This is a genomic window from Bradyrhizobium sp. SZCCHNS3016 (assembly GCF_032484535.1).
Classification (GTDB): domain Bacteria; phylum Pseudomonadota; class Alphaproteobacteria; order Rhizobiales; family Xanthobacteraceae; genus Bradyrhizobium.
In genome coordinates this window covers 1-19,227 of sequence record NZ_JAUETE010000030.1, presented here as the reverse complement: position 1 = coordinate 19,227, position 19,227 = coordinate 1, and the positions used below count along the sequence as shown (strand labels likewise).

The 19,227-nt window shown below is 66.8% G+C and carries 15 protein-coding genes; 7 read left to right on the top strand and 8 right to left on the bottom strand.

Annotated features, from left to right (window positions below; translation table 11 throughout):
- Nucleotides 1–165: 165 nt before the first annotated feature.
- Nucleotides 166–1,866 (bottom strand): outer membrane beta-barrel protein, encoded by a 1,701-nt coding sequence (locus tag QW881_RS32040; protein WP_315759488.1) that lies wholly within the window; start codon nucleotides 1,864–1,866, stop codon nucleotides 166–168.
- A 422-nt stretch (nucleotides 1,867–2,288) separates the two neighbouring features.
- Complete coding sequence (locus QW881_RS32035; protein ID WP_315759487.1) at nucleotides 2,289–3,086, bottom strand: SDR family NAD(P)-dependent oxidoreductase; 798 nt, start codon at nucleotides 3,084–3,086, stop codon at nucleotides 2,289–2,291.
- 71 nt (nucleotides 3,087–3,157) lie between these two features.
- Between QW881_RS32035 and QW881_RS32030 the strand changes: the two genes are divergently transcribed.
- The gene (locus tag QW881_RS32030) at nucleotides 3,158–3,646 is read left to right on the top strand and encodes a MarR family winged helix-turn-helix transcriptional regulator (RefSeq protein WP_316159241.1); all 489 of its coding nucleotides are present in this window, start codon (nucleotides 3,158–3,160) and stop codon (nucleotides 3,644–3,646) included.
- A gap of 122 nt (nucleotides 3,647–3,768) precedes the next feature.
- On the opposite strand, the gene QW881_RS32025 is transcribed toward QW881_RS32030, so the two are convergent.
- The 3 genes from QW881_RS32025 to trhA all read right to left on the bottom strand — a co-directional run bounded on the left by QW881_RS32025 (nucleotide 3,769) and on the right by trhA (nucleotide 5,944).
- Complete coding sequence (locus tag QW881_RS32025) at nucleotides 3,769–4,080, bottom strand: hypothetical protein (RefSeq protein WP_316173146.1); 312 nt, start codon at nucleotides 4,078–4,080, stop codon at nucleotides 3,769–3,771.
- Between the two features lie 352 nt (nucleotides 4,081–4,432).
- Entirely contained in the window at nucleotides 4,433–5,224 is a 792-nt protein-coding gene (locus QW881_RS32020) for an SDR family oxidoreductase (RefSeq protein WP_315759486.1), read from the bottom strand.
- A 24-nt stretch (nucleotides 5,225–5,248) separates the two neighbouring features.
- Entirely contained in the window at nucleotides 5,249–5,944 is a 696-nt protein-coding gene (gene trhA / locus QW881_RS32015; protein WP_315759485.1) for a PAQR family membrane homeostasis protein TrhA, read from the bottom strand.
- Nucleotides 5,945–6,135: 191 nt separating this feature from the next.
- Here trhA and QW881_RS32010 point away from each other — a divergent pair, with 191 nt between their 5' ends.
- Both QW881_RS32010 and QW881_RS32005 read left to right on the top strand, forming a co-directional pair.
- Nucleotides 6,136–7,599, top strand: a complete 1,464-nt coding sequence (locus QW881_RS32010; protein WP_315759484.1) for a YcjX family protein — start codon at nucleotides 6,136–6,138, stop codon at nucleotides 7,597–7,599.
- Nucleotides 7,596–8,624 carry a TIGR01620 family protein gene (locus QW881_RS32005; RefSeq protein WP_315759483.1) on the top strand — a complete coding sequence of 343 codons (1,029 nt, stop codon included), beginning with the start codon at nucleotides 7,596–7,598 and terminating at the stop codon, nucleotides 8,622–8,624. The genes QW881_RS32010 and QW881_RS32005 overlap by 4 nt, the downstream gene beginning before the upstream one ends.
- A 3-nt stretch (nucleotides 8,625–8,627) precedes the next feature.
- On the opposite strand, the gene QW881_RS32000 is transcribed toward QW881_RS32005, so the two are convergent.
- A complete protein-coding gene (locus tag QW881_RS32000) occupies nucleotides 8,628–10,133 on the bottom strand; it encodes a glycosyltransferase family 39 protein (protein ID WP_315759482.1) in 1,506 nt (501 codons plus the stop codon).
- A gap of 224 nt (nucleotides 10,134–10,357) precedes the next feature.
- Here QW881_RS32000 and QW881_RS31995 point away from each other — a divergent pair, with 224 nt between their 5' ends.
- From QW881_RS31995 to QW881_RS31985, 3 genes are all read left to right on the top strand, one after another.
- Nucleotides 10,358–12,085, top strand: a complete 1,728-nt coding sequence (locus QW881_RS31995; RefSeq protein ID WP_315759481.1) for an adenylate/guanylate cyclase domain-containing protein — start codon at nucleotides 10,358–10,360, stop codon at nucleotides 12,083–12,085.
- Between the two features lie 253 nt (nucleotides 12,086–12,338).
- Complete coding sequence (locus tag QW881_RS31990; protein WP_315734280.1) at nucleotides 12,339–12,539, top strand: cold-shock protein; 201 nt, start codon at nucleotides 12,339–12,341, stop codon at nucleotides 12,537–12,539.
- 252 nt (nucleotides 12,540–12,791) lie between these two features.
- On the top strand, nucleotides 12,792–14,000 hold the full coding sequence (locus tag QW881_RS31985; protein WP_315759480.1) for a CoA transferase: 1,209 nt from the start codon (nucleotides 12,792–12,794) through the stop codon (nucleotides 13,998–14,000).
- Nucleotide 14,001: 1 nt separating this feature from the next.
- Here the strand turns inward: QW881_RS31985 and QW881_RS31980 are convergent, their stop codons facing one another.
- Nucleotides 14,002–15,576: a hypothetical protein gene (locus QW881_RS31980; RefSeq protein ID WP_315759479.1), complete on the bottom strand. Its 1,575-nt coding sequence runs from the start codon at nucleotides 15,574–15,576 to the stop codon at nucleotides 14,002–14,004.
- 127 nt (nucleotides 15,577–15,703) lie between these two features.
- Nucleotides 15,704–17,611, bottom strand: coding sequence for a hypothetical protein (locus tag QW881_RS31975; protein WP_315759478.1), 1,908 nt, complete (start codon nucleotides 17,609–17,611; stop codon nucleotides 15,704–15,706).
- 833 nt (nucleotides 17,612–18,444) lie between these two features.
- Between QW881_RS31975 and QW881_RS31970 the strand changes: the two genes are divergently transcribed.
- On the top strand, nucleotides 18,445–19,113 hold the full coding sequence (locus QW881_RS31970; RefSeq protein ID WP_315759477.1) for a transposase: 669 nt from the start codon (nucleotides 18,445–18,447) through the stop codon (nucleotides 19,111–19,113).
- Nucleotides 19,114–19,227 lie beyond the last annotated feature (114 nt).

The window sequence follows — 19,227 nt, the reverse complement described above, 5'->3', positions numbered from 1 at the left end:
ATGGTGAGGAGCGCCGCTCTTCGGCGCGTTCAGGCGATGCTCTGCATCGCCCCGAGAACCATGAGGCCCGCGAGGGCGCCGCCATGGGAAGGCCATCTGCAATAGCCCTGCGGGTCGGCGGTGATATTGGCGACGACGGTCAGCCCAACGGCCCCCATCACACGCTCAGTACTGGACACGCACGCCGACGACGCCGACCACCGCCATGAAATTGTTGAGCGCGATGTTGGAGCGGGTCCATTCGGTGCGGACCTCGCTCTTCAACTGAACGTTGCGGTTCATCTTGTAGGTGCCGCCGGCGGCGACGAACATGCGCTGGTCGACGCGGCCGATGCCGACGAACTGATCCTGGCCGTAGCCGCCGCGCAGCGTTCCGATCAGCCACGGCTCGAACTGATGATCCATCTGCAGGATCACGTCGCGGGACAGGATGCCCGAGACGTTCAGCGCCGGCGTCTCCGAGGCCTGCGAGCGCGCCACCAGCACGAAGGTCGTGGTGTCGGTCGCGGCCCATGCGAGCGTCGCATCCGCGATCACGCCGCTGACGTTCGGCATCAGCGGCGAGTCCATGCGGCGCGTGAGATAGCCGACCGAGGCTTCGCCGGTCAGCGATCCCATGTTGACGACGGCGCCGCCACGCGCGGTGATGCCGCTGGAATCGCGGCGCTGGCCGTTGAAGTCGACCTGCAGATCGTGGTTGCGCCGATCGAAGCTCATGTCGACGAACGGCGAGATGTTCGGCGTCAGCACATAGGTGACGCGGACCTGCGCGCCCGGCTGGGTGTAGTTGCGGTCCTGCGTCCGCAGCGGCACGTTGGCCGTGATGACAGCATCGTTGAAGACGACCCGGTCCGCCGATCCCTTGAATGCGATCTCGGCGGGACCGATCTTCTGCAGCACGCCCGCGCTGCCGCCGAACGTCGTGGCGCGCGGCAGCTTGAGCGCGCCCGGAAGCGCCAATGCATCGTTGACGAAACGCGCCTCGCCGGTGATCGCGGTGCCCTCGGCGACGTCGTAGCGCCCTTGCGCCCGCGCCTCGAACGTCGGATGGCTGAGCGAGCGGACGTTGGTGTCCTCGGTGTAGGCGCCGCGGAAATCGGCGTTGAGCTGATGCCGCTCCCATTGCGAGCGGACCGCGACCTCCGTCGCCACGATCGCGACCGGCGAGCCCTGCCCACCGTTTCGCCGGGTGGGATTGGTGTCATAGCCGGCCTGGATCTCGACGGCCGGCTTCACCAGGAACGACCCGACCGTCATCCCCGTCGGATCGTAGGGCTTCGCATCGGCGGTCGCCGGTTGCGGCTTCACCGTGTTCAGATTGCGATCCGGAAGAACGTCGCGGTTGCGCAGCACAGCCGCGGGCTGGGCGGCTGCCACGGTCTCGTCCGGCTTGGCCGGCGGCGCCTCGGCGGCCGCAGCGGGCTTTGCCGCGATCTGCCGTGCGGCCGGTTGCGGCGCGGCGCGTTGAGCGTCTCGCGCCGGCTCGGCCGTGGCCACGAGCCTGCCACGGGCTGGCTGAACCGCCGCGAATCCAAATCCGAGGCTGCCGACCGGAGCGCCGGGCTTGCCTGGCGCGGCCAGCGACGGCGCGCCGGCCTCCCGCACCGGACGCAACAATGCGCTCACGCCACGCGGGTCCTGGCGCATCATCAGCGTCCGGCTGTCGTTGGTGATCCGCGGAACGTTGTAGTAGATGCTGCGCGCCGTCACGTGACGGAAGAACAGCCGATCGGCGCGTCCCGGGACGACGTCCGTCGGCTTGGCCTTGATGGTCTGCTGTCCGGACGCGGCATCCACCACCATCACGGTCAAGAGCAGCACCTCGACGAGCGCGAGCGTGACCCCGCGGTGGGATCGCGTCACCATGAGCCGCTTGGTCCGCACCGCGAACGCGCCGGTCTTCTGTCGTGAATGAGCCTGCAAAGCAATGCCGGAGAGTATGCCAATATCACGCGACGACGTCAGGTCGGGGCGCCGCCGCAACGACTACGCAACGCATGCACGCGACGAGCTCCCCTTGCCTTGCAGATAGCCGGCAAACGTCGGCGGAAGTTTTGCCGAGCTGGGACGATTTCAGGCGAGATTGAGAGGTGTTCGCAATGAACCGCCGCGAAGCGGCGCCGCGGCATCTCCGCGTTCGCAGACAGAACTAATCAGTTGAAACGAGGACGATCGTTGCGCGGCTTCGCCAAAGTCGGCGAAATTCGGACTTCGGCATGATGTCGTTTCGACGATCATTCGCCCGAGACCGGCTTCGGCGATCGCGGGTCTTGCCCCGTTGCCGCCGTTCAGGAAGCCAAGAAGCCGCCATCGGCCGCCAGAACGTGGCCGACGACGTAGGACGACGCGTCCGACAACAACCACAGCACGGCCTCGGCGATGTCGTCCGGTTGCCCCATCCGGCGCAGCGGCAGGCCGGCGGCGACGGTCGCGACGTCGCCGACACCGGCGCGCAGCATCATGTCGGTGACGACGCGTCCGGGCGCAATCGCGTTGATCCGGACGCCGCGCGGTGCCGCCTCCATCGCGGCCGATCGCGTCAGCGAAATGACGGCGGCTTTCGAGGCCGAATAGAGCGCAAGCCCCGCATTCGGATTGCGCATGCCGCTCACGGAGGCGTTGATCACGATGCGTCCCCGGCCGCGCGCGTACATGATCGGCAACTGCGCGCGCAGGCACAGAAACACCGAGCGCACATTGGCGTCGAACACGTCCGCATAGACGCCGTTGCCCTGCTGCTCGATCGGCGCCCGGCGCTCCTGGACACCGGCATTGTTGAAGGCCGCATCCAGCCGGCCGTAGCGCTCCAGCACTGCCTGTACCAGGCTCGCCACGTCGTCCTCGCGCGTGACGTCGGCTTTCACCGCGAGGGCCTCGGCCCCGAGCGCCCGGCATCGTGCCGCCGTATCGGCCAGCTCGGCCTCGCGCCGCCCGGCGACGACGACCGCCTCCGCGCCGTCGGCGGCGAGCTTCAAGGCGGCAGCGCGACCGATGCCGGAGCCGCCCCCGGTGACGAGGCAAACCTGCCCCTGCATGCGCGATGCCGCGGTCAAGCGTGCCTCGGCCGTGAGCTGCGTATCACCCATCTCCGACCCTCCGGCGATATGGCGTCGTCGATGCCACGTTGCATCGGATATTTGTTGTATGATACAACTATATGGCAGGAGTCAAGATGCCGGATCCCGATCTCACGCTCGTCGACGACATCCGCGCCGCCTCGCGCCTGATGGTGCGCGAGCTCGGCTTCATGGAATCGACGCTGGCCGCTACCGACCTTCCGCCGTCGGCGGTCCACACCATCCTGGAGATCGGCCTGCGCGGCCCGCTGACAGCGATGCAGCTCGGCACGATCCTGCATCTCGAGAAATCCAGCATCAGCCGCATGGTCCGCAAGCTGATCGACAGCGGCGAGTTGCAGGAGACAATCGATTCCGGCGACGCCCGCATCAAGCCGCTCTGCCTCACCGCGAAGGGACGGAAGACGCTCGGCACGCTGCACGCATTCGGCCGCCAGCAGGTTCGCGGCGCCCTGTCGTCGCTGTCGAAAGCCGAGCAGCGCACGGTGTGCGAGGGCCTGTTGCTGTACGCCCGCGCGCTCGAAGCTTGGCGCGCGGCAGAGCAGGACATGCAGCCGTCGGAGCCATGAGCGCGCCCGACGGGCAGATTGCGCATACGCACCATGACGAAACTGCCCGTCGTGTTGAAATGCCGCAGCATGCGGCCTTGCGTCGTCGGGCAAATCAGGACGATCTTTCCGCGCATCCCGCCTCACCACGGAGGGGCGTTGCGCGCGATCGTCACGACACGCGAGGCGGGATGCGATGGCCGTGGCGATGCCGCAGCGTAGCTTGCTACGCGGACGAACGGCGTGGCTGCGGACGTGAAGTCGCAGCGTCCTGACACCCCGATGCTGGTGTTACGTTCGCGATGGCGCTGATGCGCCGCGCGGACAATGGTGGCCAACAGCCCGGCGCACCAGGGAGACTGCGTATAAGCGTGAAGACCATCGCGCAGGGAATGCCGGTGATCGGCTGCACCTGTGGTACCTGCCGCCTGCATTTTTTGCTGCAGGCGGGCCATGGGTGAGGCCTTCACCCGGCATTCCCTGCGCCCTCCCATGTGTTGGAGGGTCGTGTCGACCGAACCACTCGGGCGTGATCCGCCGCGAGGGCGTAAGGTCGTGTCAGAAGCTGTTTGAGATGTGAATCGGGCGCGCCTGAGCGACACTGCCGTAGGGTGGGCAAAGCAGCCGCCCGCAGGGCGGTCGCGTGCCCACCGTCGATCTCCGCACGCGGAGCAAATGGTGGGCACGGCGCGCGAGGGAGCGCGGCATGATGCACACAGTATCGCCCGCGCGCCTTTGCCCACCCTACACGCTTAGAATTCGCAAGCTTATACGCGGTGCAAGTGAATGCGCCCTCTCCCCTTGGACCTACTTAAATTCCTCGCGCATCTTCGCCTGGATCTTGGCCATGCCGCCGAGCCAGCGGTCGTAGTTCTCGGTCTTCTTGCGCATGTAGCCGAGCACCTGCGGATGCGGAAGGATCAGGAAGCTCTCCTCGGCAAGGCCCTTCAGCACGTCCTGCGCGACCTGCTCCGGCGTCAGATCGCCGTCGCCGGATTGCGGGCCCTTCGGGATCGCGCGCAGCATGTCGGTGTCGACGCCCTGCGGACACAGGATCGAGACCTTGATGTTGTCAGCCTTGTGCGAGATCGCGAGGTTCTCGGCAAATCCCACCGCGGCATGCTTGGTGGTGGAGTAAGGCGCGCTGCCGACCTGCGACAACAGGCCGGCCGCCGAGATCGTGTTGAGGAAATAGCCGCCGCCGCGCGCCTTGTAGCGCGGGATCAGATGCCTCGCCGCGTAGACATGAGCCATCACGTGGATGGCCCAACTGCGCGCCCACGGCTCGTCGGAGGTGCCGCCGGCATTGACCGACAGCGGGTCGAAGCCGCCGCCGATGCCGGCATTGGAGCAGAACAGCGCAATGGGTCCGAACTGCCGCTCGGTCTCCTCGATCACGTGCCGGATGTCGGCTTCCTGGGAGACGTCGCATCTGAAGGCTGCGCCGCCGATGCCATCAGCGACGGCCTTGGCGCCGGCTTCGTCGAGATCGGCTACGATCACCTTGGCCGCACCGGCGGCCGCGAAGGCCTCGCACAGCGCCTTGCCGATGCCGCGGGCTCCGCCGGTGACCACAACAATCTTGCCGGTCACCTGCATGCAAAGCCCTCCTCGTGGAATTTTCTAGGTCAAGACCAGATCGAGCACCGCGGTATAATGAAAGCCGGCGCCCAGCAACACGAAACCATGCCAGATCGCGTTCTGGAAGCGCAAGCGCCGCCACGAGTGGAAGATGACGCCGAGGCTGTAGAGGATGCCGCCGGTGAGCACGCAGGCCAGGACCGAGGCCGGCATCACCGAGATCACCCGGTCGTACATCATCACGCCGCTCCAGCCGAGCGCGAGATACAGGCCGATCGAGAGCGCATCGAAGCGCCCGGGCCAACGCAGCTTCAGCACGATGCCGAAGATGGCGACGCCCCAGACACCGAGCAGCAGCGCGGCCGAGAATACCGTATCCTTCAGGGCGGCGATGAACGGCGTATAGGTGGCTGCGATCAGGACGTAGATGGCGGAGTGGTCGAAGCGGCGCAGCACCCATTTGGTCGGCGACACCGGCCACAGATTATAGGTTGCCGACAGCGTCAGCATCGAGAGCAGCCCCGCGACGTAGATCGACACCACCACGATGTCGACGGCGCTGGCATAGATCGAGGTCAGCACGACGAGCACGGTTGCGGCGACCAGCCCGGCGGCGATGCCGACGACGTGGACGACGCCGTCCGCGATCATCTCGACCTTGTCGTAGTTCCAGCGCATCGCGCCGGTGGCGGCATGGACGGAGGTCGAGGCGAACTGCTTCAGTTGAAATACGGTCATGTCAGAACCTGGTGCCGGTTTTCCGGGACAATTGTGCCGGAAGGATTATGGTTTCCAGTGGTCAACGTTCCGTTCAAAGTCTGGTTCTATCCGGAAACGGGCCGGAATTGTGAGCTTGAATCCGGCGTTTTGCATCGCCACCTGTCAAAAATCGCTCACGCCCTTTTCAACTGCGAATTCCCCCTCCTCCCATGGTGACCTTTTCCGAACTCGTCGAGGAAGCGCGGCTCTCGGCCCGTGCCCTGCTCGATTATGGCGAGAGCTTCCTCAACCCGACCATCCGCCTCGGCGTCACCGGGCTGTCACGGGCCGGCAAGACCGTGTTCATCACCGCGCTGATCCATGACCTCGTTCGCGGCGGGCGCATGCCGGTGTTCGAGGCCTTGGCATCGGGCCGCATCGCCCGCGCCTATCTGACGCCGCAACCCGACGACGGCGTGCCGCGCTTTGCCTATGAGAGTCATTTGCGGGCGCTGGTCGCCGAGCGGCGCTGGCCGAGCTCGACCGTCGACATCAGCGAGCTCAGGCTGGTGATCGAATTCCAGCGCGCCAACGGCGCCGAGCGGACGCTCACGCTCGACATCGTCGACTATCCCGGCGAATGGCTGCTCGACCTGCCGCTGCTGAACAAGAGCTATGAGCAGTGGGCGCAAGAAAGCCTCGCGCTGTCGCGCAGCGAGCCGCGCGCGCATGTCGCCAAGGACTGGCACGCGCATCTGGCCACGCTCGCCCCCGAAGGCCTGGAGGACGAGCCGGCGACCCTGGAGGCGGCGCGGCTGTTCACCGAATATCTGCGCGCCTGCCGCGACGAGCGCTTCGCCATGAGCCTGCTGCCGCCCGGCCGCTTCCTGATGCCGGGCAATCTCGCGGGCTCGCCGGCGCTCACCTTCGCGCCCCTCGACGTGCCGGCCGAAGGCCAGGCGCCGAGCGGATCGCTGTGGGCGATGATGGCGCGGCGCTACGAGTCCTACAAGGACATCGTGGTGAGGCCGTTCTTCCGCGACCACTTCGCCCGGCTCGACCGCCAGATCGTGCTGGTCGACGCGCTGGCGGCGTTCAATGCCGGCCCCGAGGCGCTGCATGATCTCGAGGCCGCGCTGACCGGCATTCTCGATTGCTTCCGCGTCGGGCGCGGAAACATGCTGACGGCGCTGTTCCGGCCGCGCATCGATCGCATCCTGTTCGCGGCCACCAAGGCCGACCATCTGCATCACACCAGCCACGACCGGCTCGAAGCGGTGCTGCGGCGTGCCGTCAACCATGCCGTCGCGCGCGCCGAGAGCACGGGCGCTGCGATCGACGTCGTGGCGCTGGCCGCGGTCAGGGCGACGCGCGAGGCGCTGGTCGCCCGCGGCCGCGACAAGCTCCCCTCGCTGCTCGGCACCCCCGCCGCCGGCGAGAGCGCCAATGGCGAGATCTTCGACGGCAACACCGAGGTCGCCACTTTTCCGGGCGAGCTGCCAGCCGACGCCGAGGAGCTGTTCAAGGGCGGCGCCTATCGCGGCCTGTCGAGCGCCGCCGCCGACGGGACCGATTTCCGCTTCCTTCGGTTCCGCCCGCCTTTGCTGGCCCCCGATCCTGGCGCCGAGCCCGCTTTGCCCCATATCCGCATGGACCGCGCCCTTCAGTTCCTGATCGGAGACCGGCTGCAATGAGCGAACGCGCCAAGCCACGTCGTCCCCAAACCTTCCGGCTCGACGATCCCGACGTCGTCGTGGTCGATGCCGAGGAGGCCACCCGGCCGGGCCGCGGCACCATCCAGATCACGCCGGAGGCCGATCCGGCGCAACTGCCGGTGCAGGTCGAGACCATACTGCCGGCGCGGCGCGGCTTTGGCTGGGGCGCGCTTTTTTGGGGCTCGGTCGCCGGCCTCGTCCTGCTCGGACTCGGCCTCGGCGTCGTCAGACTGATCGAGGATCTGTTCGCCCGCAGCGAAGCCCTCGGCTATGTCGGCGCGGGGTTCGCGGCCGCAGCCGCGATTGCATTGGCGGCCGTCACTGCCCGCGAAACCTACGGGCTGGTGCGGCTCGCCACCATCGAGAAGCTGCATCAGCGCGCGGCAGCGGTGCTGCTGTCCGACGATCGCGCCGAGAGCCGCGAAGTCGTCGTCGAGCTGCTGCGGATCGCGCATGCCAATCCCCGGCTGGCGCGTCCGCGTGCCGCGCTTGCCGGCCACGCCGACGACATCATCGACGGCGGTGACATGATCAAGCTCGCCGAGCGCGAGCTGATGGCGCCGCTCGACATCGAGGCACGGCGGCTGGTGTCGGTCGCGGCGCAACGGGTCTCCGTGGTCACGGCGGTCAGTCCGCGCGCGCTGATCGACGTGCTGTTCGTCTTCGTGGCAAGCTTGCGGATGATCCGTCAGCTCGCGCGGCTCTATGGCGGCCGTCCCGGCGCGCTCGGCATGATCAGCCTGTTGCGCCACGTCGTCGCGCATCTCGCCATCACCGGCGGCATGGCCGCGAGCGACAGCCTGATCCAGCAGGTGCTGGGGCATGGCATCGCGGCAAAACTGTCGCAACGGCTCGGCGAAGGCGTGCTCAACGGCCTTCTCACCGCGCGGCTCGGCCTCGCCGCCATCGACGTGACGCGGCCGATGCCGTTCGCCGCGCTGCCGCGGCCGGCGCTGGCCGATCTCGCCAAGGATCTCCTGCGCAAGCAGGAGGACCAGGCATGAAGCTCAAGCCCGCGGCGTGTGATCAAGGTCACCGGCGAGCCAGCGCCATGGGTACAATGGCGAGTCCGGTGGTGGCGCCAGCTCCGGCGTCCAGCCCGTCAGCTTGCCGAACGCGTAAGTGTCCATGACACGGCCGCGCCAGCTCCGCTCGACATGTCCGAGCGGCTCGCGGTGCGCGGTCGTGTCCGCCAGCAGCGGGCCGGCATTGTCCGGCTCGCGCACGACATAGAGGCCGGCATGTCCTGCGATCAGGTCCATGCCGGGATCACGGAAGCCGATGAAGCGGGCACGCTCGTTGATCTGGACCACCGGCACGTGCCCTCTGAAGAACCACCGCATCATTGCATAAGTGCGGTAGTCGGAGGTTGCGATCCAGGTGGCGCTGGTCTTTGCCAGCTCCTGCTCAACGCGCGCCGCCACCTGCTGATAGCCCGCCTCGGCGCCGATCGGATCGGCTCGTCCGAGGAAATTCCAGGGCGCTGCGACGTAGTAGAGGAAGATCAGGACCACCATGGCGATGCCGCTGACGACGGCGATCCGCGCCCAGCGCACGGTCGATCGGACGAACCAGGCGGATGCGCCATCCTGCGGCAGCTTGACGATGTTGATCGCGACCGCCGCAAACCCGATCGGCCACATGAACATCGGCCAGGTGTCGCCGATCCGCAAGGTAAACGATTTCCAGAGGAAGTAGAGAAACGGCACCAGCACCGCCGTCGACAGCAGAATCGCGACCGGCTCACACGTGCGATAGCCTCGCCAGGCCGTGAAACTCAGCGCCGACAGCGTGACCGGCAGCAGGACGAAGCCGACCTGTCCGAACTGCAATCCGATATAATCGCCGAGCGTCCGCAACGAAAACTCATGCGGCGCCGTGGCGCGAACGAACTGGAAGCGGAACGAGGCCCAGTCGTGCTGAACGTTCCAGATCAGCACCGGCGAGAACACGGCGAGCGCGATCAGCGCCCCGCACCATGGATAGGGACTGAGAAGCCAACGGCTGCGCCAGGCCGGAACGAGCAGGAACGCCGCCACGCCCGGCAGCAGCATGACCACCGTGAATTTGGACAACAGCGCCAGTCCACCGAACAGGCCGGCCGCGAGCCACCAGCGGCCATCGTCGCTCTCGGCGAGGCGCACCAGTGCCCAGATCATCGCGAGTGCAAACGGGATCGCCGCGACGTCCGGCGCCACCTTGGCCATCAGCAGGCCATAGTAGAGCGCCGCCTCGGGCAGCAGCACCGCGAGGATCACGGCCCGCATATCGTGAGTGGTACGGCGAACGATGTCGGCGAGCAGGAGCTGCGTCACCGCCATCGCGAGGATGCCGGCAAAGCGAACGCCGAGATTGGTGTCGCCGAACAGGGCAGTGCCCAGCCGGATGAACCAGGCGATCATGGGCGGATGATCGAGGAAGCAGAGCTGCAGCTCCTTCGACCAGGTCCAGTAATAGGCCTCGTCGGTGCGCAGATCGAGCGTCCCGGCATAGACGATGCGGATGATCGTCATGCTTGCGATCACGGCCGCAGCCATCAGCCACGCAGCGCGCGTGGACCGAGACTTTGGGCTGTCGGTGCCTGGGGAGATGGCCGTCACGCGGTGCTTTTCCCCGACTCCGCCGGGCGAGTCAACGTTCCCGCGCAGCTCGCGCCGCCGGATGACCGCCGCCACCAGCCGTCTAGGACAACAGGGAATAAATCTCTAGCATTGCGACTCCAGATCATACGGACCACATGACCATTTCGATTTACCATCGTTTGCAGTCCGCCTGTCGCGGCATCGGTGTGCGGCAGGTGCGGCTGATCTGCGGCTTCATACTCTTCAGCTACCTGCTCAGTCATTTTCTCAACCATGCGCTCGGCAACATCTCGCTGCAGGCGCTCGCCGAGGGCGTGTCCTATCATGTGGCGTTCTGGCAGTTTCTTCCGATCGCCGTGCTGTTCTATGCGGCCGCTCTTACCCATGGCGGGCTCGGCGTGTGGGCGCTTTATCAGCGCCGGCAATTCAGCCGCAGCACGATGGAACCGCTGCAACTGCTGCTCGGCCTCAGCATCCCCGCGTTGATCTTCAGCCACATCGCCGGCGTCCGCATCGGACAGACCCTGTACGGACAGGAGAAGCTGTACCCGCAGGTTCTGTACTCGTATTGGACCGGCCCGTCCTGGCGGATCTGGTTGATGTCGGCAGCCCTGCTAACGTCATGGGCGCATGGCTGCATCGGGCTGCACTTCTGGCTGCGGCTCAAGGCGTTCTACAAGCGCGCGGCGCCGTGGCTGCTCGCCTGCGCCGTGCTGCTCCCGGCGCTGGCGCTGCTCGGCTTCTACCGTGGAGGCCGAGACGTCATCGCCGCCAACGCAACACCGCAGTGGCGTGCCGAAAATCTTTCATTGAAGCAGACCGGCACGCCATCTGAACAGGCGGTGCTGGAGAGCATCATGAACGGCTTCCTGATCGGCTATGGCGGCCTGATCGGCTTGGCGCTCGCCGCGCGCGGCGTGCGAGCAGTCCATGAGCGACGTGGCGGCATGGTCACGCTGTCCTACAACAATGGCCGCTCCATCCGGGTGCCAAAGGGTTTGTCCGTGCTCGAGGCCAGTCTGCGCAACAACGTACCGCACGCCAGCATGTGTGGCGGCCGCGCGCGCTGCTCGACCTGCCGCATCAGGGTGATCGGAGATCCCGGCGCGCTGCCGCCCCCCTCGCCTCGCGAGGCCTTCGTGCTCGCGCAGATCGGCGCGGCGGACCCGTCGGTCAGGCTGGCCTGCCAATTGCGCCCCACCGACGATCTTTCATTCTTCCAACTGTTCATGCCGAACCCGACACCCGGCGAGCGCGGCAGCTCGCGTGCCGGAATCGGGCAGGAGCGCTACCTCGTCAGCCTGTTCGTCGACATGCGCGGATCGACCGGCCTCGCTGAGAAACGGCTGCCGTTCGACGTGGTGTTCATCGTCAACCGCTTCCTCAGCGCCGTCTCCCAGGCCGTGCTGGCGAATGGCGGGCAGCCCAATCAGTTCGTCGGCGACGGTATGCTCGCGCTGTTCGGACTAGCCGCCGATTCACATGTCGCCTGCGGCCAGGCGATCCAGGCGGCGCGTGACATCGCGGCCAACATCGCCGAGCTGAACGCGTTCCTCAGCCATGATCTGCATGAGCCGATCCGCTTCGGCATCGGCATTCACGGCGGCGAGGTGATCGTCGGCGAGATCGGCTATCGCGACCACATGGTGTTCACCGCGCTGGGCGACGCCGTCAACGTCGCATCACGACTGCAGGACATGACGAAGACCCTCGGCTGCCAGGTGATCATCTCGGACGAGGTCTACGCGCGGGCGCGACTCGCCTCCGACGTGCTGCCGCAGCGCGAGGTCGAGATTCGCGGCCGCGCCGAGCCGATGCGCGTCAGGACGGCCATGGATGCCGCCGAACTCGCGATGCTCTCGGACGAGGGGGCCGCGGCATGACGCGTTGCGTTGAACCTGTTTGCAGCCTGCGCTGTCATACCGAGAACGGTTGCAGCGGGTCCGCGGTGACTGGCGGAACGGTGGTGCTGCGGTCAAAAGCCGCAAAGCCGCCACGATATCGATCATTTCGGGCCAAAACCGCCCGCGGTTTGCGCTATCACGCCTGTCGCAACCGCAGTAGTCTTGAATTCCGGGCCTGACGGTTTGCGGGGACCGCCGGCTCGTACTCGGATTGGTCCCGCGGAGGCGACGTATGGCTAAAGGTACGGTCAAGTGGTTCAACCCGACCAAGGGCTATGGCTTCATCCAGCCCGCGGCCGGGGGCAAGGACATTTTCGTTCACATCTCCGCAGTGCAGAAGGCCGGGCTGACGACCCTCAACGAGGGCCAGACGATCGAGTACGACGAGATCGCCAACCGCGGCAGGAGTTCGGCCGAGAACCTGAAAGTGTAGCGGACCAATTGGCGCGCCATTCCGCCTCGCGGCTTTTCGGCGCGATCGTTTCCCTCACCAAGCCAGCATGATTGTCGACACGTCGAAATAGACAGGAGCGGTGCCCGCTCCTGATCACATCTTTACGCTTGTTTGTAGTTTCGGCTCCCTCCCCGCCATTGCCTCGCTCGCCCGACCTGGGTCAAATGCGCCTCGAACCGCGCCGTCAGCAGAATTCCAGCGCGCGGAAACGAGCGACGGGAGCGACGCATCATGGACGACAAGGGCATTTTCCATGGCCTGAAGGTGCTGGACTGCGCGAGCTTCATCGCAGCCCCCGCAGCCGCCACCGTTCTTTCCGATTTCGGCGCTGACGTCATCAAGATCGAGCCGCCCGGCGCCGGCGATCCCTACCGCAACCTGCCGAACCTGCCGGGCTATCCGCGCAGCGAGCATAACTACGCGTGGTATCTCGAAGCCCGCAACAAGCGGAGCCTCGCGCTCGATCTTTCGAAATCCGAAGCTCAAGCCGTGCTGCAGCGGCTGGTAAGTGAAGCCGATGTCTTCATCACCAATTTCCCGCCGTCGGTCCGCGCCAAGCTCGGCCTCACCCACGAAAAGCTGGCGCCGCTCAATCCGCGGCTGATCTATGCGTCGTTCACCGGGTATGGCGAGAAGGGCGAGGAAGCCGACAAACCCGGCTTCGACAGCAATGCCTATTGGGCGCGCTCCGGACTGATGGACCTGGTCCGTGCCGACGAGAGCACGACACCCGCCCGCTCCGTCGCCGGGATGGGCGACCACCCCTGCGCGATGGCGTTCTATGGCGCGATCGTCACGGCGCTCTACCAGCGCGAGAAGACCGGCAAGGGCTGCCATGTCGCCTCCAACCTGATGGCCAACGGGGTCTGGGCGGCCTCCGTGCTCGCTCAGGCCAAGCTTTGCGGTGCGACCTTCGTCGAGCGGCGGCCACGCGAACGCGCGCTGAACGCGGTCGCCAATCATTACAAGTGCCAGGACGGCCGCTGGATCATGCTGTCGCTCCTCAATGAGGAGAAGCAGTGGCCGATCCTCGCCCGTTGTCTCGGCCGAGAGGAGCTGATCGACGATCCGCGCTTCGTCACCAAGGCCGATCGCCACGCCCGCTCGGTCGAACTGATCCATGAGTTCGACGCGGTGTTCGCGACCAGACCACTGGCCGAATGGCGCAAGATCCTCGACGGCAGCGGGCTCGTGTTCGGGGTGGTCGGAATTCTCGACGACATTCCAAACGACAGGCAGATGATCGAGAACGAGGTGCTGGTGCCGTTCGAGAACGACACCATGCTGACCGTCAACAGCCCGATCTTCATCGACGGCCAGCGCAAGGTCACCCCGCGCAAGCCGCCCGGCATAGGCCAGCACAGCGACGAGATCCTGCGCAGCGCCGGCTTCGACGAGGAGGCCATCCGCGACCTGCGCGCGCGCGGCGCGGTGGCCTGAGCTAGCGCGTCGCGATGAAGCACATGCCGAACCGCGTCGCCGGGCCGGTCTGACAGGACAGGTTCGCGGCGCAGGTCCAGGTCGAGAAGCTCTTGTCGTTGTCCGCGGCAGCGGCGTGGCTCGCGTAGCAATGCCCGCCCCAGCCGTCATTGTAGACCGTGCCGGCGAGCTCATCGCTGCCGCGCAATTGCGGGCGGCTGGCGAAGCCGCGCGAGAAATCCGGAGTCCGCCCCTCGGCAAAGGCGTTGAGGATGTCGCGCCGACGGACTTGGTCGCCGAAGAAGTGCGGCGAGCCCGGCACCACGACGGTGTTGGACGGCTTCTCCGCCATCCAGTCGACGCCGGGAAAGTGAAAGCCGCCGATGCCGCGGGTCTGATGGCAGCCGCCGCAGCTCGAATCGTTGAGGCGACGCTCGAAGCCCGCGACCGACCGGATGTTCTGCAGCACGATGCCCTGCGCGGCCGCCTTCTCCAGCGCACCGACCACGTCGGCCTCGGTGAACACCGCGCCCTGCCCGGCCGCGCTTCCCTGCACCAGCCCATAAGCCGGCAGCAGATCGGAATTGACGAATCCGACCGGGGTCGGCGCCACCGCAACCTTGGCCAGGAACTGCTCGGGGATCACCGCGGTCCCGCGTTCGAGCTCGCCGAGATGGACGGGGTCGAGCAGCCAGGCCTTGAACTCGCGCGCCAGCGCGGCATCCGCCAGCAGCCGGTCGCGATCGACCTGATCCTCGAGCACCGCCTCCTCGAACGTCCCGCTCGCGGCCTGATAGTCGAACACCTTCATCATGTAGTCGGTGCGGAAATCGCGGATCGCCGATTTCGGTGCATGCGCGATCTGCAGGTTGGTCTCGATGCGGTGGATGTTCTCCGGCCTGATCAGCGCCAGCGGGCCGTCCGGCGCCGTCAGCTTCGCGGCAAGCTCCGGCCCGGTCAGTTGCAGATCGGACGTCGCCAGCCAGCGCTTGGCGATCTCGGCACAGCTCGGCGAATTGCTCTTGGCCTCCGCATCACTGCGCGCCTTGAGCACGATGTTGAGCGTCATCGGCAGCCGCGGCGAGGCGACCTCGCCATCTTTGGCCTCGGGCGGCGTGGTCCGCGTCAGGCGGTACAGCAGCCGCACCTCGCCGCAATGGTCGGGATCGACGAAGGCGCGATCCATGCGATTGACGACGCCGGCCAGCACGAAGCGGGCATCGGACGAATCGAGCACCGTGCGGTCGAACAGCTGGAACGCGTAGGACGTGCCGACGCCGATGGTCTCGTTCGGCAGCGTGGTCTTGTGCTTTTCGACATAGCGGTCGAACTCCGCGTCGAGCGCCTTGCGCACGGGAATCATCGGCGGCATCGCAAACAATGCCGCGTCGGTCAGCGGCGCATCGCTCGCGCGCGCAAGCATCTTCCCGAGGCCGAACGCGCCATTGTCGAGCTCACGCAGCGCGAACGGCTCGAGGATGGCGGCGCCGCGCTCGATCGGCGCGCTCTCGTCCGCATGAGCGAGCGAGCCGCAGCACAGCATGACAAGGCCCAATACCGACAGTCGCAAGACGCGCCTCCTCGCTTCCACGAACATGCAATTGAGGGCCTGCTAGCCCTCGAAGATAGCCGAAAGGCGGGCGGCTTCGGACAATTGTGCGACGAGGCGCCTCACGTCGCGGTGAGGCGCCTCGTCAGATTCGTCTCCAAAAACAGATGGTCCGTCAGCGCGCGACGACAAGCCCCTTGGTGGTGACGACCACCCAGCGACCGTCCTGCTTGCGGATCGCGTCGACCTTGCCAAGGCCCGGCACGGGATCGCCGGCATAGACCTCGTAGAGGCCACCGCGGCCCTCGATCAGCGCGCCGCCACGACCGACGTCGCGCAGCACCCAGCCCTCGACGACCTTGGGCTTGGTAGCCTCCGTGCGGCTCGGCTCGGGGTGAGCGGTCTCCGCCCTCGCCGGCTCGGCCCGGCTCGCCTCGGTCCTGGCTGCCTCGGCCCGGCTCGCCTCCTGCCGGCTTGCCACACCCGCGGGCGGCGCCGCCGCATTGATTGCGCCCACCGCCTGCGGCACGGACGCCGCGCTGTCTCGCGCGGGGGCCTGCGCGGTCGCGGAAGCCTGCGCGGCGCGCAGCCGGTCCACGGCCTCGCTCAGACGCTGCAACTCGCTCGGCTTGGCCGACGATTTCGTCGACAGGTCACCCAGTATCTTCTCGAGCCGGTCGAGACGCTCGGCGGATTTGTTGAGCTCGACGAGGCTGGTCTGATTGGTCTGGTCGAGACTCGCCCTCAGCGCGGCGACATCATTGTCGATCCGCGCCACGGTCGCGCCAAGCGTGGAGTCTGCAGCCTCGCCTGCCGCCGCATCGGCCACGTCACCGCCGCCGGAGCGCGTGACAAACTTGGCCGTGACCAGACCACCGGCAACGCCGCCGACAATCATCGACAGCAGCAGGATCGCGGCCATGGCCGGAAGGCCGAGCCTGCCGTTCACGGCATGCGGCGGCGGGGCCTGGCCCCGCTGCGGAGGCGGCAGCGCCGCTCCGGCACCGGTCGCGCCGGCCGCCGTTGCGGCAGCGGACGCCGACTTGGACGTTGCATCGAACTTGAAGGGCTCGGTCTTGAACTTCGCTTTGGCCCAGGCCGCGGCCTTGTCGACCGCGGCAAAAGCACCCGCCTTGGTCGCCGGCCCGGCATCCGCCCGGACTGGCGTGACCGCGCGCGTCGCGGACACCTCGGGTTTGGCCGCGGATGCCGGCTTGGCAACGGGCTCCGACTTGGCGACAGTCTCTGGCCTGGCAACAGTCTCCGGCTTGGCAGCCGGCTCTGGCCGGACGACAGCTTCCGTCTTGGTGGCAGCCACGGACTTGATCGGCGCGTCCGGCTTGATGGCCGTCTCGGGCTTCGGCGCAGCCGCCGCCATCGGGCCGACTTTCGGCGCATTGGCCGCGAGCATCGACAGCTTCGGTGTCTCGACCTTGAGGAGCTCACCGGCCGCAGCCGTCTTGATCGGCTCCGACTTGACCGGCTCCGTCCTGATCAGATCCAGGATCGTCGAGGGAGATTTCGCAGCACTCGAGCTCGCTGCGGCTTCGACTTTGCCCGTCGCCGCAAGGTTGCCCCCCGCCGCCTGGGCCTTGGTCAGCTCGGGCTTGACCTTGTCGGATTTGCCCTTGTCGGACTTGACCAGGTCGAGCCGCGCGGGCTCTGGTTTGGCTCGCTCCGGCTTCGCCGCTTGGATCTTGGCGGGCTCGATCTTTTCCGGCTCGGCCGTGAGGGCTTCGACCTTGACCTGTTCGGGCTTGACCGGCTTGACGCTGATCGTCCCGATCTCGGTATCGGCCGTCATCTCGGTCTTGATCTCAGACTTGTTGGCCTCGGCCTGCGGCTCGGGCGCGGTCACCGCTTCCACGATCGCCGCCTTGGGGTCGATGCCCGGACGGTCAGCCGCAGGCGCTTCGTGATCCGGCGCGATCATGGGCGGGGCGACGGTCGCGATCGCAGGCACGGCCAGGTCGACTGCATCGGGGAACGCGGATGTCTTCGGCATCAGGTCGACACTCGCACTGGCCATGCCAGTCGTATCGGCCACGCCAAGGCTGGCCCGTTCGGGCTTTTGGTCGCTCACGTTCAGAGTCTCCGCATGACGTTGAGCACTTGGTAACCTTAGTTAGCGTTCGATTGATTGCCAAAATCTTACTTTTGGAAGGCTTACCTGAGTTTTAGGGATTCATACCGGGCGGATTTGCGCCGACAAAGTGGAGCAGATGTGGCGGACGGTGCCCGATTATTCAGCTCTGGGCGGCCTCGCCCGGTGGCAGCAGGCTCGCTCGGCACACGGCGTAGCGCGGTCGACGCGGAGACGAACGGAGCCGCTCTCGCGGCGCGATTGCGCCCGAGCTTTGCCGATCATTCCCTCCTCGTCAGTCGGAGGGCGCAGGGAAGGCCGGGTGCCGACTGGCACCCGTGGCCCCCGTGCGGAAAGATTGCACGGGGCAGGAACCACAGGTTCAGCCGGAGCGACCCGGCCTTCCCTGCGCGATGGTGTTACGGCTGCTTCGTAGTCTCCCCGGTGCGCCGGGCTTTCTGTCACCGTCATCCGCACGAGGCGAAGCCTGCATGCGAACTTGGCATCGGCATCGGGATGCCAGGACCCTACGACTTGACCGTCCGCACCGGACCTGCTCGCCGGCCCGCTCGCGCGGAGCCCCAAGCCCGATGCGTCCACCGCTCCCCGCTGCTACGCCTCGTGACGATCGGCCGAGCCGCCCCTCCTCATCGCGAACGGGATGGCCGGGATCATCGTTGTGATTTGCCGGCGCCGCAAGCCGACACACATGCGGCAAACTGGCTCGACGGGCAGTTTGCGCATGACGGGCTTGCGGGAATCGCCCGTCGGGCCGTTTTTCGGTGACAGTGCACTTAATTGACATCGGCGGGCGTTTCCGCGCATGATCATGCATGGCCCGCCTCGCCCGCGTCGTCGTTCCCGGTCTGCCTCACCATGTCACCCAGCGTGGCAACGGACGCGCGCGGACGTTCTTCGCCGACGCCGACTACGCACTCTACCGCGACCTGCTCGCGACCCATTGCGCGGCGGCAGAGGTCGAAATCTGGGCGTGGTGCCTGATGCCGAACCACGTGCATATGATCCTGGTGCCGTCGGATGCCGACGGCCTGCGCCGGGCGCTGTCGCGCGTTCATCGCAGCTACGCCGGCATCATCCAGGCGCGCCGTAAGCGCAGCGGTCATTTCTGGCAGGGACGGTTCGGCGCCGTGGCGATCGACGAGGCGCATCTCGCCGCCGCGCTGCGCTACGTCAGCCTCAACGCAGTGCGCGCGCGGCTGGTCACGCGTGCGCAGGACTGGGCCTGGTCGAGCACGCGCGCGCATCTCAGGGACAGGGACGACGGCGTGACCGCACGTGCCCCGGTCAGGGAGATCTTTCCGGACATCGCCGCGCTGCTGACCAAGGCTCCGGACGACGAGGATCAGCTCTTCGGCAAGCTGCGCGCGGCCGAAAGCATCGGCCGTCCGCTCGGCAGCGACCGCTTTCTCGCCCACATCGAGAAGATGACGGGGCGCACGCTCAAGCCCGGCAAGCGCGGGCCAAAGCCGGCCGAGCGATGAGCGGGCAGAACGCAGGTTCGAATGGGGGGAGCAATTGAGTGCACTGGACTGCCCCCCTTAAGTGAGACACGATAATTTCTGTGACAGTGGGGTTGCCACGACGACTATCGTGCC